12 protein-coding genes are annotated in these 16,719 nt (G+C 71.9%); 11 read left to right on the top strand and 1 reads right to left on the bottom strand.

The features are described from left to right. The 8 genes from ND747_RS04895 to ND747_RS04860 form a co-directional block, all read left to right on the top strand. Positions 1–1,864: ATP-dependent RecD-like DNA helicase (locus ND747_RS04895; protein ID WP_251732138.1), on the top strand; the 1,864-nt coding region annotated here is incomplete at its 5' end. Positions 1,865–2,002: 138 nt separating this feature from the next. Further along, complete coding sequence (locus tag ND747_RS04890; RefSeq protein WP_251732136.1) at positions 2,003–2,233, top strand: hypothetical protein; 231 nt, start codon at positions 2,003–2,005, stop codon at positions 2,231–2,233. Positions 2,234–2,692: 459 nt separating this feature from the next. Continuing rightward, on the top strand, positions 2,693–3,409 hold the full coding sequence (locus ND747_RS04885) for a TetR/AcrR family transcriptional regulator (RefSeq protein WP_251732134.1): 717 nt from the start codon (positions 2,693–2,695) through the stop codon (positions 3,407–3,409). A 261-nt stretch (positions 3,410–3,670) separates the two neighbouring features. Continuing rightward, the gene (locus ND747_RS04880; protein ID WP_251732132.1) at positions 3,671–4,591 is read left to right on the top strand and encodes an SDR family NAD(P)-dependent oxidoreductase; all 921 of its coding nucleotides are present in this window, start codon (positions 3,671–3,673) and stop codon (positions 4,589–4,591) included. Positions 4,592–4,820: 229 nt separating this feature from the next. Next, the gene (locus tag ND747_RS04875; RefSeq protein WP_374216143.1) at positions 4,821–6,827 is read left to right on the top strand and encodes a hypothetical protein; all 2,007 of its coding nucleotides are present in this window, start codon (positions 4,821–4,823) and stop codon (positions 6,825–6,827) included. A gap of 244 nt (positions 6,828–7,071) precedes the next feature. After that, positions 7,072–7,719, top strand: a complete 648-nt coding sequence (locus ND747_RS04870; protein WP_251732128.1) for a TetR/AcrR family transcriptional regulator — start codon at positions 7,072–7,074, stop codon at positions 7,717–7,719. A 53-nt stretch (positions 7,720–7,772) separates the two neighbouring features. Further along, positions 7,773–8,546 (top strand): EthD domain-containing protein, encoded by a 774-nt coding sequence (locus ND747_RS04865; RefSeq protein ID WP_251732127.1) that lies wholly within the window; start codon positions 7,773–7,775, stop codon positions 8,544–8,546. Positions 8,547–8,679: 133 nt separating this feature from the next. Then, on the top strand, positions 8,680–9,597 hold the full coding sequence (locus ND747_RS04860; RefSeq protein ID WP_251732125.1) for an SDR family NAD(P)-dependent oxidoreductase: 918 nt from the start codon (positions 8,680–8,682) through the stop codon (positions 9,595–9,597). A 28-nt stretch (positions 9,598–9,625) separates the two neighbouring features. Here the strand turns inward: ND747_RS04860 and ND747_RS04855 are convergent, their stop codons facing one another. Next, entirely contained in the window at positions 9,626–11,197 is a 1,572-nt protein-coding gene (locus ND747_RS04855) for a glycosyltransferase (protein WP_251732123.1), read from the bottom strand. Between the two features lie 267 nt (positions 11,198–11,464). Here ND747_RS04855 and ND747_RS04850 point away from each other — a divergent pair, with 267 nt between their 5' ends. From ND747_RS04850 to ND747_RS04840, 3 genes are all read left to right on the top strand, one after another. Further along, the gene (locus ND747_RS04850) at positions 11,465–12,946 is read left to right on the top strand and encodes an NAD(P)/FAD-dependent oxidoreductase (protein ID WP_251732121.1); all 1,482 of its coding nucleotides are present in this window, start codon (positions 11,465–11,467) and stop codon (positions 12,944–12,946) included. Positions 12,947–13,308: 362 nt separating this feature from the next. After that, positions 13,309–15,174, top strand: a complete 1,866-nt coding sequence (locus tag ND747_RS04845; RefSeq protein WP_251732119.1) for a glycosyltransferase family 39 protein — start codon at positions 13,309–13,311, stop codon at positions 15,172–15,174. Between the two features lies 1 nt (position 15,175). Continuing rightward, complete coding sequence (locus ND747_RS04840; RefSeq protein ID WP_251732118.1) at positions 15,176–16,708, top strand: hypothetical protein; 1,533 nt, start codon at positions 15,176–15,178, stop codon at positions 16,706–16,708. Positions 16,709–16,719: the final 11 nt, after the last annotated feature.

The raw sequence follows: 16,719 nt of genomic DNA, 5'->3' as shown, positions 1-16,719 counted from the left end.
GGCCGGGGACACGGCCGCCCCCGTCGATCCGGTGCTCGCCGCCGCCGCCCGGGAGGGCGTGGCCGACCCGCGGGCCGCCCTGCAGGACGCGTTCGACGACGGACGGATCCTCGCCGTCGCCGACCGCATCGCCCTCGAGCGTTATGCGATGGCCGAACAGTCCATCGCCGACGGCGTCGAACGCCTCATCGCCACCGCAGAGCCGCTGCGGGCCGGTGAGCCCCGGGTTCGCCGCCGCCCCGACTCCACCGGCGACACCGACGACGACTCCCCCGGCACCGACGCCACCCCGTCCGTCCCCGCCCCGCCGCCGGCCACCGAGCTGAGCTTCGACGACGGCCCGTCGGACGACGACACCCCAGCCGACCCGGACGCCGGCAACGCCGATCGCTCCGACTCCGGTGTCATCCCCACTGCCGGCGCCGGCCTGGATGGTGCCGCCGCGGACGCCTCCGGCCCCGATGCGACCAGGGACGCCGACGACGCCGTGCGCGGACTGGACGAGGTCCAGCTGCGCGCGGCCCACGCAGCGCTGGAGTCGGGGGTGAGCGTGCTCACCGGTGGTCCGGGCACCGGCAAGAGCCGCACCGTCGCCGCCGTGGTCCGCCTGGCCGAGGCGGCCGGCGCCGAGGTGGCGCTCGCCGCGCCCACGGGACGGGCCGCCAAGCGTCTCGAGGAGCTCTGCGGCGCACCGGCGAGCACCCTGCACCGCCTGCTCGGTGCCCAGGGCCGCGGCGCCGGTTTCGCCCGCGGCGAACACAATCCGATCGACGCCGATCTGGTGGTCGTCGACGAGGCGTCCATGCTCGACGCCGAGCTCGCCGCGGCCCTGCTCGACGCCTGCGCCGACGGCACCCACCTGATGTTCGTCGGCGACCCCGCACAGCTGCCGAGCATCGGCCCCGGCCAGGTCCTCACCGACCTGCTCGACTACGGACTGGCCCGCGGCCCCGCCGACGGCAGCCCGCCCGGCACCGATCCCGAGGACGGCCCGGCCGACCCGCATCCACGGGGTGAGGTGCCGGTGACGGAACTGCGCCGGCTCTACCGACAGGTGGACGGTGGAGGTATCGCGACGCTGGCGGCCGCGGTGCGCGGCGGGGAACTGCCGCCACCCGCCCCCGATGCCGGACGGGAGGTCGTCGTCGTGCCCGCGAAGAGCTCCGGCGAAGCCGCCCACCGCACGGTGCAGCTCGTCACCGACTCCATCCCGCGGGCCCTGGGCATCCCGGTCGCCGACATCCAGGTCGTCACCCCTGTCCACGCCGGTCCCGCCGGCACCACGGCGCTGAACGCGGCCCTCAAGCGCGTCCTCAACCCCGGGGGCACGTCCGGCGCTGGAGCTGGGGCAGGTGGCGGTGGCGGTGGGGCGGGCTCCGGCGGCTCGGCCTCGGGGTTCGATATCGGTGATCGGGTGGTGGCCACGGCGAACCACGTCGACATCGGGTTCGCCAACGGTGAGATCGGCACGGTCGTCGCCCTCGGCGATCGCGGCGCGCTGCGAGTCGCCTTCCCCGGCGGGACGGTCGAGGTGCCCGCCGGCCTGCTCGGCGACCTGCGCCTGGGCTGGGCGGTGACCGTGCACCGGGCCCAGGGCAGCGAGTGGCCGGCCGTCGTCGCCGTCTTCCCACCGGAGGCCGGGCGGATGCTCACCCGTCCGCTGATCTACACGGCGCTGACCCGGGCGGCGAGCCACCTGTCGATCGTGGCGGTCAACGGCCCGGCCGTCCGCCACGCCGTGCGCACCTCCGGCGGACGCCGCCGGACGACGTCGCTCGGCCCGCTGCTGGCCGGCCACGAGGCCGGTGAGCTCGAGGACGACTCCGACGACGACCTCGACGACGACCTCAACGACTCTCCCTGACGCCCTTGCGCCCCGCCTGATCTCCCTACCTCCCCGCCACCTCGGTCATCCCGGCTATTCCGGCCATTCCGGCTATTCCGGCCAGACGTGGAGGGTTATTCGGGAAATGACCCGCTTGATCCTCGAACAGCCCTCCACATGTACCCGAACAAGCCTCCGCATGAGGTCAGCACGACAGCGACCTCCGCCGCCGCACAGCGCACCCCGGCTCCGTCCCCGCCACCCACCCGAGGAACCGCCCTGGACCACCGCAACACCGAAAAACCCCAGGCCGCTGCCAGGGTCTGTTACCTGGCCGGGCGGCGGCCCACCCCGGACGACCACAACGTCGAGGAGTCTGACGCCGTCGCCGATCCTGCCGAGGCGTAGTGAAGGATCCAGGGCCCCAGGTCTTCACTAACCCTCGGCAAGACGTGATCAAGGTCTCGGCGCGAGGCGATCAGGGTAGCTTCGACGGCCGACGAGGTAGCGGCGCGACCGCGCCCGGAGCCAGTCTGGACGTCAGGTCACGACACAAACTCCAAGGAACTTCGTGCTGCGCCACAGGAACTCGGGACTCCGGGGCGGCGAGCAAACGCATCGATGCAGGACACCGGGGCAAGGCATCCAGGCGAGGGCCCCAAGGGAGGCACGACTCAAGACGGAAGCACAGCCCACAACGGAGGCACGACCCCAAGACGGAAGCGCAGATCCGAGACAGGGCGGGGCTCGGCGAAGATCAGAACACGGATGCGGACCTGGGCACCTGTGGTGCCACGGCCAGCGAAACTGTACCGTTCCGTTCCTGGGCGATGATGGCGGTGACGACGATGACGGTGGGGTGAGGCCGTGGCAGACGGTGGTGACGGGGCTCGACCTGAGGGCTCGGCGGTGACGCGGGTCCGGCCGGCGGGCAGCCGACGACTGAGCGCCGAACGGGTCGGGGAGATCTACGCCGACGTGATCGAACTACTGATCGAACTCGGCTACGACGGCCTGACCATGGACGGAATCGCCGCCCGATCCCGGGTCAGCAAGGCCACGCTGTACCGGCAGTGGCAGGGCAAGGCCGACCTCGTCGTCGAGGCCCTGCACCACGACAACCCCGCCCCCGCCCGCATCGACACCGGCAGTCTGCGCGGCGATCTGATGGCGATGACCACGGTCCTCGGTGACGTCGCCCCGACCGACGCACCACTGCTAGCCGGCCTCGCCCACGCCTGCCACACCGATCCGGATCTCGGCGCCGCGTTACGCCGCCGGCTGTTCGCCCCGTTCCATGGCATCCTGCGCGAGATCCTCGACCGCGCGGTGCAACGCGGCGAGATCGCACCCGGCAACCCGGCGCTCGACTTCGGCCCGCTCGCCTTCATGGCCATGATGCCCGCCCGGGCCCTGTTCGAAGGCATCCAGGTCACCCCCGAATACCTCGCCGGATTCGTCGATCACCTCCTGCTGCCGTCGCTGGTCGGATCACCACCGACGATGTCGCCGTCGTCAGACGTGTCGCCGTCGGATGTCCGATCGTCGGCGGTCGCAGACGGTACGCCGCCCGGTGCCTCGTAGCCGGCCCGCTCACCGAACGCCGTTGTCCGCCGTCGTGCGCCCCAACCACCGCCTGCTCGGCGAGCTTGCCGCCGAGCGGTATCCCGGGATCACGCTGCAGGTCGAGGACCGCCGGCAGGCGTCGCCGACGCGCCGTCCTCCCGAGGTTCGGACCCCCCGGGTCCGTCAACAACACGCCGAACGAACGCCCGACGACGCTGACCACCGTCTCGGACCCCCTGGGTCCGTCAACAACACACAGGTCAGAAGGGTGACCAGCTCATGAGTCAGCTCGCAGGTCAGGTCGCCGTCGTCACCGGTGGTGGCCGCAACATCGGACGCGCGATCGCGCTGCGGTTCGCCGAAGAGGGGGCGGCGGTCGTGGTCACCGCCCGCCACATCGCGGAGATCGAGGAGACGGTCGCCCTGATCCGGGCCGCCGGCGGCCGGGCGGCAGCCCGCCAGGCCGACGTGACCGACCTGGACGCACTCAGGGACGTTCTGGATTTCGCCCGGTCCGAGTTCGGCCCGATCACCCTGCTGGTGAACAACGCCGGTGGTGGTGGCCGTGGCACATCGGGTCGGTTCAGCCTGCTGGAACCCGAGGGCATCCTGCGCGGGGTCAACCTGAACCTGCTCACCCCGATCTACGCCAGCCGTCTGGTGCTGCCCGACATGCTCGAGGCCGGGCAGGGACGGATCATCAACGTGGCCAGCGGAGCCGGCATGATCGGCATGGCCTACCAGGTGCCTTACGGCGTTTCGAAGACGGGCCTCATTCGGTTCTCCGAAATGCTTGCCCTGGAACTGCAGGAACACAACATCTCCGTCTTTTCGATCACGCCCGGCAATGTGCTCAGCAAGCTGACCCAGCCCATGTGGCCCCACCGCGACGAGCTCATCAACAACCCGCCGCCCGATTTCCCGAAGGTCTTTCCCGCGGGGCATGCCCTGGAGGACGAGGGCTGGTATCCGGCGGAACGGTCGGCCGAGCTGTGCCTGTTTCTCGCCTCCGGCAAGGCCGATGCGGCGACCGGCCGGTTCTTCTCCGTCCACTACGACGAGCACGAGATCGTCGCGCAGGCAGAGCGGGTGGAACGCGAGGAGCTGTATGCCCTGCGCATCCCGACCCTGACCGGGCTGGAACCGTCCATCGACTACCGCAGGCCCAGCAGCCCGGACGAGGCTGCCGGGAACGGCTGACCGAGAGGTCGCCCATGTTGTCTCCCTTGATGTGGCAGGGGTGTGTCCCCGTCTGAGACGGTGGGTCGCCGGGGACGGCCCGATGGCCGTACGGTGACCGTCGGATGACAAGCTGAGGGTGCGGCGACGAGGCCGACGTCGCCACGGCTGGCGCGCCCTGCCCCGGGCGCGTACGCGCCCCGGGCAGGAGGCAAGATCGTGCGGCGAGAGGATGGGTAGCGTTCCCATCGTGGATGCAGAAGCGGCGGACAGCAGCGAGGCCGGTCCGGGACCGGCGCTGCTGCCCGGCCCCCGCGAACCCGGCCGCGCTCAACCTCTCGAGGGCAGAGTGCCATCCTTCGGTGGCAGCCCGCCACCTACCAATGGCTCGTCGTCCGAGCCGAAAGTTGCCCAGTCCGGCCCGGACGCCAGGCTGGCCCCCAGCGCCGGGCTGACCCAGCACACCGAGCTGGTCCCCGCGGCCCCGCCGTCCCGCGACACCGGATCGTCCCGCCACGCGGGGCCGGCCACTGCCGGCGGGCTTCCCGCCGAGGCCGAGTCGCCGGCACAGGTCGGGACCCCGGCACAGGTCGGGACCCCGGCACAGGTCGGGACCCCGGCACAGGTCGAGTCGCCGGCACAGGTCGAGACCCAGACACGGGTCGGGGGGGGCGGGCCGGGCTGGCGGCGGTTGTGGGTGCTGGCCTGCGGGCATACGCGCGCGCTCCTGATGCTGGCGGTCGGACTCGCCGTGGCCGTCGGCGCGGTCCTGCGGTTCGCGACGCCGAGCCATCTGTGGCTGGACGAGTCGCTGACCGTGGCGATCGCCTCGCTGCCCGTCCCGGATCTGCTGCACGCCCTGCGGCACGACGGTTCACCGCCGTTGTACTACCTGCTGCTGCATGTCTGGATCGCGGTGTTCGGCGACGGCGATGTGGCCGTGCGGGCGCTGTCCGGCGTGCTGTCGCTGCTCACTCTGCCGATGGCCTGGCTGGCCGGACGCCGCGTCGGGCGGATCGCGTCCGGTGCCGGCAACGCCGGGTCGGATGCGCCGACCTGGGTGGCCGTCGCGACGCTGCTGCTGTTCTCCTGCTCTCCCTACGCCATCCGGTACGGCAGCGAGACGCGGATGTACTCGCTGGTCGTGCTGCTGGTGCTGGTGTTCGGGTTCACCGCGGTGCGGGCGCTGGAACGGTCGAGTCTGCCGCGGCTGGGGCAGCTCACACTTACAACGACCGCGCTGGTCTACACGCACTACTGGACGTTCCTGCTGATCTTCACGGTGGCGGCGTTCCTGCTGCTGCAGGCCCGGCGGCGGCCGTACTACCGGCGGGTGACGCTGCGGGCGTTCGCGGCGATGGCGGCGTCGGCCGTCCTGTTCGCGCCGTGGATGCCGTCGTTCGCCTTCCAGATGCTGCACACCGGTACTCCGTGGGCACCCAAGGTGCAGGCCCAGGTGCTGCTGGACACGGTGTTCGACTGGGCGGGGCCGCAGTCCACCGGAGCGCTGCTCGGCGTGGTGCTGCTCGGCGGGGCCCTGATCGGGTTCACCGCCCGTCCCGCGGGCGGTCGGGAGCTTGCGGTTCGGGTCACCGGGCGGGTGCCGGGACGCTATCTTGCGGCGATCTGGCTGGCACCGCTGGTGCTCGCCTACTTCGTGAACGCGTTCGGCGGCAGCGCGTACGCCGAGCGGTACACCGGCATCGCGCTGCCGGCCTGCCTGATGCTCGCCTCACTCGGCATCGCCGTGCTGCCCGGGACAAGAGTGCGGGCGATCGTGCTGGTGCTGGCGGTGGGCAGCGGGCTGATCGGCGGCTGGCAGCTGGCCCGCACCGAACGCACCCAGGCCGGGGAGATCGCCGGACGGATCGTGGCGCTGGCCCGCCCCGGCGACGTCGTCGCCTACTGCCCCGACCAGCTCGGCCCCGCGGTGCACCGGGCGCTGAGCCGACACGGCCCGCCGACCGTGCGCGAGATCGTCTACGCGGACTCCTCGGGCCCCTCGCTCGTGGACTGGGTCGACTACCCCGACCGGATGCGCCATGCCAACGGCACGGCGTTCGCCGCCGAGGTCAACGAGCTCGCCGGCCCCGACCATGCTGTGCTGCTCGTGCGCGCCGACGGCTACCGGTTCCTCGAGGGCGCATGCGCGGTGCTCTCCGACCAGCTTGCCACCCTGCGCGACCGCACTGTGCAGGTCTACCAGCGCGACCTGTACGAGGGCGCGTCCCTGGAACGTTTCTCCACCCTGCGCTGAGCAGCCCCACCCGCGCGCCACCCGACGTCGTCCCGCCCCGGGCCACTCGACCACCCACCCACCCATCCGCTCGGCCCGATCGGGTGAACGGGTGGTCGAGTGGTCGAGTGGTCGAGTGGCGAAATGGTGACCGGATCGCGCAGGTGTCGATCCTCCGTAGTCCACCGCACCTCTTCCCTGTGCACTTTTGGTACGGTACCGTTTCGTTCCCGAGCGACGTTCGGTGGAACGAAGGGGTGAGACCATGACGGACAGCGACAGCGGGGCTCGTCCCGCGGGGCCAGCGGTGACGCGGGTCCGGCCGGCGGGCAGCCGACGACTGAGCGCCGAACGGGTCGGGGAGATCTACACCGACGTGATCGAACTACTGATCGAACTCGGCTACGACGGCCTGACCATGGACGGAATCGCCGCCCGATCCCGGGTCAGCAAGGCCACGCTGTACCGGCAGTGGCAGGGCAAGGCCGACCTCGTCGTCGAGGCCCTGCACCACGACAACCCCGCCCCCGCCCGCATCGACACCGGCAGTCTGCGCGGCGATCTGATGGCGATGACCACGGTCCTCGGTGACGTCGCCCCGACCGACGCACCACTGCTAGCCGGCCTCGCCCACGCCTGCCACACCGATCCGGATCTCGGCGCCGCGTTACGCCGCCGGCTGTTCGCCCCGTTCCATGGCATCCTGCGCGAGATCCTCGACCGCGCGGTGCAACGCGGCGAGATCGCACCCGGCAACCCGGCGCTCGACTTCGGCCCGCTCGCCTTCATGGCCATGATGCCCGCCCGGGCCCTGTTCGAAGGCATCCAGGTCACCCCCGAATACCTCGCCGGATTCGTCGATCACCTCCTGCTGCCGTCGCTGACCCTGATCCGGCCGGTGGCCGCGCGCTAGGGGCGCCCCGCCCCGTCCGACCGGGTTCCACACCGATATCGCAAGGGAGCGCCATGGAGAAGGTCGTCTTCGTCGCCCACCAGCCGGGGGACATCCCCGCGCTCAGCCCTGCCGACGTCGTGCAGTTCAACCACCGGCTGCTGGGCGAGCTGCCCGCCGACCGCTGCCCCGGGATCGCCGTGCGGGTCGAGGACCGCGAGACGACCGACCGGTGGCAGCGTCGGAGCGAGCCCGTCACCCGTCGCTTCGTCGCCGCGCTGTCGGTGTGGGTCGAGGCGGGCGAGGACACCGGGGACGTCGCCGCCCTCGTCGCCGACGTCTGGCCGGACCATGTGGCCGCTGTCGTGACGGAGGCCGTCGTCCGGTGGGGTGGCTCCCGGCCGGTCAGCGCCACCCGGCCGCAGCCAGGCCACACGGTGGCCGCGCTGCTGTACCGGTTGCCGTCGCTGACCCACGACCAGCTCGTGCGGCACTGGATCGACGTGCACCAGCCGATGTCCCTGCGTATCCATCCGGCGCGCACCTACGTCCGCAACGTGGTCGCTCGCGTCGTGCCGGCGACGGGCCGGCCGACACCCGACGGTCCGCTGGTCGAGGGCGAGCCGTTCGACGCGCTCAGCGAGGAGGGCTTCGCGTCGCTCGAGGACGTTCTCGATCCGGCCCGTTTCTTCGGCGGCGACGTGACCGAGGCGACCTGGCAGCAGAACGCCAGCACAATCGGCGACGACATCAGGCTCTTCCTCGACGGCACGCGGACGGTCGCCGCGGTCATGGACGAGTACCTGCTGCGTGACCTCCGGTCGTCCCGCCCGCCCGGCGCCGGCTGACCCGGCCGATCCGGATGCGCGTGCCCGGCGGTGCGGAAACAGAACCTGGCAGCCGTCGCCGACGGTCTGCCCGCCGGGGATCGGAATCCCCGATTCCACCGGCAGAACTCACATCACGAAAGGTGATCGACTGATGAGTCAGCTCGCTGGTGAGGTGGCCGTTGTCACCGGTGCCGGACGCGGCATCGGCCGCGCCATCGCCCTGCGCTACGCCGAGGAGGGCGCGGCCGTCGTGGTCTCGGCCCGCTCGACGGACGAGATCGAGGAGACGGCGTCCCTCATCCGGGCCGCGGGCGGGCGGGCGGCGGCGCATACGGCCAACGTGACCGACCTGCCCTCCGTCCAGGCGCTGCTGGACTTCACGACGTCCGAGTTCGGTACGCCGACCATTCTGGTGAACAACGCCGGTGGCGGCGTCCCCGGCACGTCGGGCAGGTTCGAGAAGATGGATCCGGAGGCCATCGTCAAGGGCCTGAACCTGAACCTGATCGCCGCGATCCACCTCAGCCGCCTGGTGCTGCCGGGCATGCTCGAGGCCGGTCACGGCCACATCATCAACGTGGCCAGCGGCGCCGGCATGGTCGGCATGCCGTTCCTGGTTCCCTACGGCGTCTCCAAGACCGGGATCATCCGTTTCTCGGAAATGCTCGCCCTGGAGCTGGAAGGCCGCGGCGTGTCGGTCTTCTCGATCACGCCGGGCAATGTGCTCAGCAAGCTGACCGACCCGCTGTGGCCCATCCGTGACACCCTCGCGGCAAACCCACCGGACACCTTCTCCTGGATCTTCCCGCCCGGCCACGAGCTGGAGGACAAGGGCTGGTACCCGCCGGAGCGCGCCGCGGAGCTGGCCACGTTCCTCGCCTCCGGCAGGGCCGACGCGGTGTCCGGGAAGTTCTTCTCCGTCCACTACGACGAGCATGAGATCGTCGCCCAGGCCGAGCGGGTGGGGCGCGAGGAGCTGTACGCGCTGCGCATCCCGACACTGGACGGGCTCGAGCCCGCCATCCTCTACGGCGAGCGGGCCCGCAGGCAGGCCGACGCCGCCACCTGATCTCGCCGGACAACCAGGCCGGGTGCGTTCACCCGGTGGTCTCACCACCAGGGCGGTGCGGCGGGTCAACGACGACCTCGCGGTATCGCCCTGTGGGCGTTGGGCTGGTGAGCAGCACGGCGGTGAGCACGAGCAGGCCCATCGGCAGCGTGTAGTGGTTGAAGAACGTCTGCTTGTTCATCAGGCTCGCGCCGAGCAGGACGAGCGCGCCGCCGAGACAGAACCCGCCCGCGTCGCCCCGGGCCCGCCAGGCCAGCACATAGGCCGCGGCCAGCACGACCAGCGCCGGTCCGAAACCGAGCGTCACGCCGAAATGGGACGCCCAGCCCGGTACCGACAGTGAGTGGCCGAGGACCCGGTAGTGCAGGTTCGTGGTCACGGCATCGTCGACAAAGTCGCGTGGGCCGGCGACCAGCCAGGGCGCGACCAGCAGCAGCGCCGTGCCCGCGCTCACCGCCGTGCGCCGCACGCCGAACGCCGGCCAGGCCGCCGCGACCGGCACCAGCAGCGTCACATGCTGTTTGGACGCCAGGGCCAGCGCGAACGCGACGACCGCCACCCGGGGGTGTCCCCGGGCCACCGCGAGCACCATGGCGGCCAGGCAGGCGATCAGCAGCGGCTCGGTCCACGACTGCTGCAGCGCGTACATCGACTCGGGCAGGATCACCACCAGCAGCGGCAGCAGCCCGACCGCGCCCGCCGCCGCTCCCCCGTCCGGACCAGGCGAGCCAGGCGAGCCAGGGGCGGCGCCCAGCCGGCGGGCGCAGATCGCGGCGATGGCGAGGGCGGCGAGCAGACCGTAGCGGACGTCGCCGAGCAACAGCCGGGCCGGGGCGAGCAGCACGGACGTCCACGGCAGGTACGGGTAGACGTCGAACAGGCCGTCGAGGCCGTAGGACGCCCGGTCCGGCGCCCACTGCTGGCGGTACAGGTCCGCGCCGTGAACGAGCCCCACCGTGGAGACCTGCAGCAGGTGGAACACGTCGATGCGCGGCGCGGGCGCGGCCCGGATGGTGGCCACCCCGGCCGCACCGGCCAGCGTCAGCACCGTCCGGAACACCGCGGTGGACCCGGCCGTCCACCGGCGCGGCTGTCCGCCCGCCGCCCCGGTACTGCGGCGGCCCAGGAGGGTGCCACTGGCGCCCCGGGCGATGGTGGCGGCGGCCAGCAGGCCGGCGCAGGCCGCGAGGAAGTCGGCGGCGGCGGCCGGTGTTCCACTGGCGTAGTACCGGGGATGGCGCACCAGCGGACCCAGCCCGACGGTGAGCGCAACGAGCGCCCAGGACAGGCGCTGTCCGCCCGACTCGCCCCCTCCGGCCTGCTGGCGTGCGTCCAGTGGCCGGGGCCCGATCGGCGCAGGTCCACGGGGACGTGGTCGGGCCCACCACGTGGCGCAGGTGGCGGCGGTGACGCCGATGCCGATCGCGGCCATCGCCCAGGCGCCGTAGCGCCCGTCCTTGGCCGCGATTCCCCAGGCCAGCGCACACCAGCTGACCAGCACCGCGGCCAGCACCGGCCGGGAGCCGGCGGCCGGTGCCCCGGCGGCGGGGGCAGCCAGCGTGAGGTGGGCGTCCCGGACCTGGCCGCGCCGGGACGTCACGCGCCGCATCGGCGCACAGGAGCCATGACCGCACGATCCCAGAGGCCGACCACCCCCATCCCGGGGGATCGGTGCGGGGCCGCGCCGGGTGCCCCGCGTACCACGGTTGGCTGGCACGGAACGGCAAGGGGGTGGGGGTGGATCACAGCCGTACACGTGCAAGACTCACCCCGTGGCCGGCCCCAGGGTCCGGCGCCCCCATGGACCGGTGCATCGGCATCGGCTCGGGAGTGACCATGCAGGTGTGTTGAGGAGAGGTCCGGCACAGTGACCGAAAAGCCAGAGGTAGTCGTCATCGGGGCCGGGCCGGCCGGCCTGACCGCCGGCTGGGAGCTGGTGAAACGGGACGTGCCCGTGACGATTATCGAGGGTGACTCGGTCGTCGGCGGAATCAGTCGTACCGCGCAGCGCGACGGCTGGCGTTTCGACATCGGCGGCCACCGTTTCTTCACGAAGGTTCCCGAGGTCGAGAAGCTGTGGCATGAGATCCTCCCCGACGAGGACTTCCTGCTGCGGCCGCGGTCGAGCCGTATCTACTACAACGGCAAGTTCTTCGACTACCCGTTGAAGGCGACGAACGCGCTGGGCAATCTCGGGGTGGTCGAGGCGGCGCGCTGCATCGCGTCCTACGCCGCGGCCCGGGTGCGTCCGCCGAAGGACCAGAGCAACTACGAGAACTGGCTGGTCGCCCGCTTCGGGTGGCGGCTGTACCGCACCTTCTTCAAGACCTACACGGAGAAGCTGTGGGGGGTGCCGGTCAACGAGATGCCCTCGGACTGGGCGGCGCAGCGCATCAAGAGCCTGTCGATGTTCAACGCCATCGTCAACGCGGTGCTGCCGAAGCGGAACCAGAAGGACATCACGTCCCTCATCGAGGAGTTCCAGTACCCCAAGTACGGACCCGGCATGATGTGGGAGACCGCCACCGACAAGATCGTCAAGCAGGGCGGGCGGGTCGTCTTCGAGGAGAAGGTCCGTAAGATCCACCACGAGAACGGCCGTGCCACCGGGGTGACCACCGAGGTCATCGGCGGGTACGGGCCGGGAGCGGGAGCGCCCGAGTCCTCGCGCACGGACCTGGGCAGCGAGTACCAGTACACCGGCGACCAGTTCATCTCCTCGATGTCGTTCTCGTCGCTGGTGAAGGTGATGGACCCGCCGGCACCCGCGCACGTGCTCGCCGCGGCGAACGCGCTGAAGTACCGCGACTTCCTCACCGTGGCGCTGGTGGTGCCGGAGTCCGCCGGATTCCCGGACAACTGGATCTACATTCACGCGCCCACGGTGAAGGTCGGCCGGATCCAGAACTTCGCATCCTGGTCGCCGTTCCTGGTCAAGGACGGCAAGACGTGCCTGGGCCTGGAGTACTTCGTCTTCGAGGGCGACGAGACGTGGAGCAGCTCGGACGAGGACCTCGTCGCGCTGGCGACCCGGGAACTCGTCGAACTCGGCCTGATCCGGTCAAACCAGGTCGAGGCGGGCTATGTCGTCCGTATGCCAAAGGCGTACCCGTACTATGACATGCAGTACAAGAAGAATGTGGACATCATCCGGGCCTGGCTGGCCGAGAACACGCCGAACGTGCACCCGGTCGGGCGCAACGGCATGCACCGGTACAACAACCAGGACCACTCGATGCTGACCGCCATGCTCACCGTCGAGAACATCGTCGACGGCACCCACCACGACGTGTGGGAGGTCAACGTCGAGGAGGACTACCACGAGGAGGTTTCCTCCACCAAGCGCTGACCCGGGCGTCCGGTCAGCGCCGACACCTGACGGCGCCGACCGGACCGTCAGCACGTCAAGACGTGGGCGGCGTCCACCTCCCGGCATGCCGGGGTGGGTGGGCACCGCCAGACTAGGTGCCGGGGTGTGGTCCTCCGCCGGCTGGTGATCTTCGCATCATCGGCCGGTCGGTGGCGCATGCCCGGCGGCAACCGCGGCCTGACCCCCGCACCCGTCCGGACCCGCCGGGCGCGTGGGTCCGCCGCACGAAACCAGCCCGCACGAAACCAGCCCTGCGGGTGCGGGCCCTGCCCGCCGGTCGACGAGACGCCGACCCGGCTGACCCGCCCGCACCGCGGACCACGTGGACGGAAGGAACTGCCGTGACGGACGTCGCGGTGCGCCCGGCGGAGCACAAGCCCGAACCGGTCGACCAGGTCGGCAACGCATCCGGCCGCGCGGGGCGGGCGTTCACCATCGTGGTGGGCGCACTCGTCGCCGCCGCGGTGATCGTGCGGTTCACCGCCACCCAGGCCCTGTGGCTGGACGAGGCGCAGAGCGTGGCGATCGCCCGCCTGCCGCTGTCCGGAGCCGGCACCACCCTGTGGGACGGCCTGCTCCAGGACGGTTCGCCGCCGCTGTACTACCTGCTGCTGCACGGCTGGATCTCCGTGTTCGGGGAGAGCACCCTGGCCGTACGGTCACTGTCCGCGGTGATCAACATTCTGGCGGCCTGGCCGCTGTACGTGGTCGCGCAGCGGGTGATCGGCGAGCGGGGCGCGCGGGTCAGCGTGGTGCTCTATCTGACCTCGCCGTTCGCGCTGTACTTCGGCACCGAGACCCGGATGTACAGCCTTATCGTGCTGCTGACCGCACTCGGTGGCGTGGCCCTCGAACGGGTGCTGCGCGCCCCGTCGGCGAAATCGGTGATCGGGCTCGCGGTGGCCGCCGGCTGCCTCGCCCTGACCCACTACTGGTGTCTGTACCTGCTGGTCACCGTCGGTGTATGGCTGCTCGGCCTGCTGTTCCTGCGACCCTGGTACCGGGCCCGACGAGCCCGCCGCGGCGGGACGACCGGTCAGGCTCCCGGAACCGGTGATGGCACGGACGGTGTCGACGGACTCGGCGGCGCGGGCATCAGGGTCTATCCCGCGACCGGGGGCGGGACCGGCCTGGGCTCGCCGACGGCGGCGGGTACGGGCCTGGGCTCGTCCGCAGGCGTGGGACCGGTGGGGCGACCCGCAGGCGGGGCGCGTAGCCATCGGTCAGGGGGACGTGGTGCGTCGTCGGGCACGGCGTCGGCCGGTGTGGCCTCCGCCCGGCGCGGGCCGATCTACGCGCTGATCGGCCTGGTGGGCGGCGGCCTGGTGTTCGCCCCGTGGCTGCCGAGCTTCTTCGACCAGCTCGCCCACACCGGCACGCCGTGGGGTGAGCCGGCGAGCTACGCCGCGATCTCCCACGCCTACGGCCAGTGGGCCGGCGGACCGACCACCCTCGGCCGGCTGCTGCTGTTCCTCGTCACCGGGCTGGCCGCCGCGGGCCTGGCCGGGCAGTCCACCGGCGGCCGGTTCCTGCTCATCGACCTGCGCGGACGCGAACCCGGCCGGACCCTGTTCTTCCTCGCCACCGGCACCCTGTTCGTCGCGGTCACCGCCGGCAAGCTCGTCGGCAACGCCTGGGCCGACCGCTACACCGCCACCGCGTTCGTCCCGTTCCTGCTCGTGCTCGGCCTCGGCTCGACGGTCATCGGCGACCGGCGGATCTTCCAGGGTGTCATCGCCGTCGCCGCGGCCATCGGCCTGCTGGCCGGCACCTCGGACGTCCACCGGGAGCGCTCGCAGGCCACCGAGGCCGCCCACGTGCTGCAGCGGCTGGCCCGTCCCGGCGACGTGATGCTCGTCTGCCCCGACCAGATCGGTCCCGGCCTGTCGCGCACCGTCCCCTCGTGGCTGAAGGTGTACGTCGTGCCGACGTACGCGCCGCCGGACCGGGTCGACTGGGTCGACTACGAGCAGCGCAACGAAAACGCCGACGGACGCGAGATCGCCCGGCGCGCTCTGGCCGAGGCCGGTCCCGGGCACACCGTGTTCCTCGCCGGTTCCGGGGCGTACCGCACGTACGAGGACCTGTGCACCGAGGTGCAGACCACCCTCGCGCAGGCCCGCCCGCACGCCGACCAGGTCATGAAGCAGGGCCTGCCAGCGAAGGTCTACGAGAACTACGCCCTGCTGCGCTTCCAGGCCTCCTAGGATGACCGCCGCCCCGCCGTCCCCCGCGTCCGCCGCGTCCACGTCCGCTGTCGTGGTGGACGAACGACGCGGGACGCGACGGGACGGTGGGCGGCACACCGGGGCACGCCGGCGCCCGGACCCGTGGCGCTGGCGCGAGGTGCTGCTCGCCTGGCTGGCCGCCCGGGTCGTCGTCGGCGCGGCGCTGGCCATGACCCACTTCATCGCCGACCAGGCCCAGGGCACGCAGCACGTCACCCTGCGCACCACCGGCCTGCTCGGCTGGGACGCCGGCTGGTACCGCACCATCGCCGAGTCCGGCTATGGCGGCGCCGGCGCGGAGAGCCGCCGGTTCTTCCCGCTGCTGCCGATGCTGGTGCGCGGCCTCGCGCACCTGCCGGGTGCGGCCGGGCGTGAGGGCCCCATCCTGCTGGTGATCGTCAACGTGTGCGCGCTTGGTCTTGCGCTCGCGCTGGTGCGCCTTGCCGCCGTCGAGGGCCTCGGCGAGGACGCGACGTTTCGCCTGATCTGGTTCACCGCCCTGGCACCGCCGGCGTTCGTGCTGGTCATGGGCTACGCCGAGGCGCTCGCCGGCCTGCTGGCCGTCGCGGTGTTCCTCGGTGCCCGGACCCGCCGCTTCGAACTCGCCGCCCTCGCCGGCCTGCTCAGCGGCCTGTGCCGCCCGCTGGGCGTCCTGCTCGTCATCCCGGTCGCGATCGAGGCCGCCCGCACCCTGCCCTGGTCACTGCCCCTGACCCGCCGCCTCGGCCCACCCCCCCGGCCCACCGGGGTTTCCTCTCCCTTCGGCAACGTCTCCTCCCCACACGCCGCCTCCGCCCACCCCGCCACGGCCACCACGGCTTCGGCTTCGACCACGGCGGCTTCGGCTTCGGCGGCTTCGGCTTCGGCTTCGGCCACGGCGGCTTTGGCCACGGCGGCTTCGGCTTCGGCGGCTTCGGCTTCGGCTTCGGCTTCGGCTTCGGCTGATCCTTCCTCGCCGTCCACGTCGGCATCGTTGACCGCTGCGCCGGGCAGTCTCTGGCGACCCGGCGGACGGCTGCGCGGGGCGTCCGTGGGCTGGCAGGTGGCGGCGGTACTCGCCCCGCTGGTCGGCGCCGGGATCTACGTCGCCTGGTCGGCGCACACCTACGGCGACGGTTTCGCCCCCTTCACCATGCAGCGCGACGCCGCCCGTCACGGCGCCACCAGCAACCCGCTCGCGGTGCTGTGGCACGCCGCCAGCGGCGCGTTCCACGGCGAACTCGGCACCGCCCTGCACGTCCCGTGGATCCTGCTCGCCGTCGTCGGCCTCGTCGTGATGTACCGCCGGCTCCCCTTCTCGTACGCGCTGTGGAGCACCCTGGTGCTCGTCGCCGTGCTCACCGGCAGCAACCTCGACTCCGGCGAGCGCTACCTCTACGGCGCCTTCCCGTTCCTGCTGGTCGCCGCCCTGGTCACGGCCCGCCGTGAGATCTTCACCGCAACCCTGGTCGCCGCCACCACCGCGATGACCCTCTACGCCACCCTCGCCTTCACCCTCGCCTACGTCCCCTGACGTCCCTGGCC

It is taken from the genome of Frankia sp. R82 (genome assembly GCF_023716925.1).
In the GTDB taxonomy this organism is placed as follows: domain Bacteria; phylum Actinomycetota; class Actinomycetes; order Frankiales; family Frankiaceae; genus Frankia.
This window is presented reverse-complemented; position numbering and strand designations above follow the sequence as displayed.

Bases quoted from the DNA above. Each gene is read 5' to 3' on its own strand.
- ND747_RS04880 (WP_251732132.1), top strand. From the start codon at position 3,671: ATGAGTCAGCTCGCAGGTCAGGTCGCCGTCGTCACCGGTGGTGGCCGC.
- ND747_RS04860 (WP_251732125.1), top strand. From the start codon at position 8,680: ATGAGTCAGCTCGCTGGTGAGGTGGCCGTTGTCACCGGTGCCGGACGC.
- ND747_RS04890 (WP_251732136.1), top strand. From the start codon at position 2,003: ATGTACCCGAACAAGCCTCCGCATGAGGTCAGCACGACAGCGACCTCC.
- ND747_RS04865 (WP_251732127.1), top strand. From the start codon at position 7,773: ATGGAGAAGGTCGTCTTCGTCGCCCACCAGCCGGGGGACATCCCCGCG.
- ND747_RS04840 (WP_251732118.1), top strand. From the start codon at position 15,176: ATGACCGCCGCCCCGCCGTCCCCCGCGTCCGCCGCGTCCACGTCCGCT.
- ND747_RS04870 (WP_251732128.1), top strand. From the start codon at position 7,072: ATGACGGACAGCGACAGCGGGGCTCGTCCCGCGGGGCCAGCGGTGACG.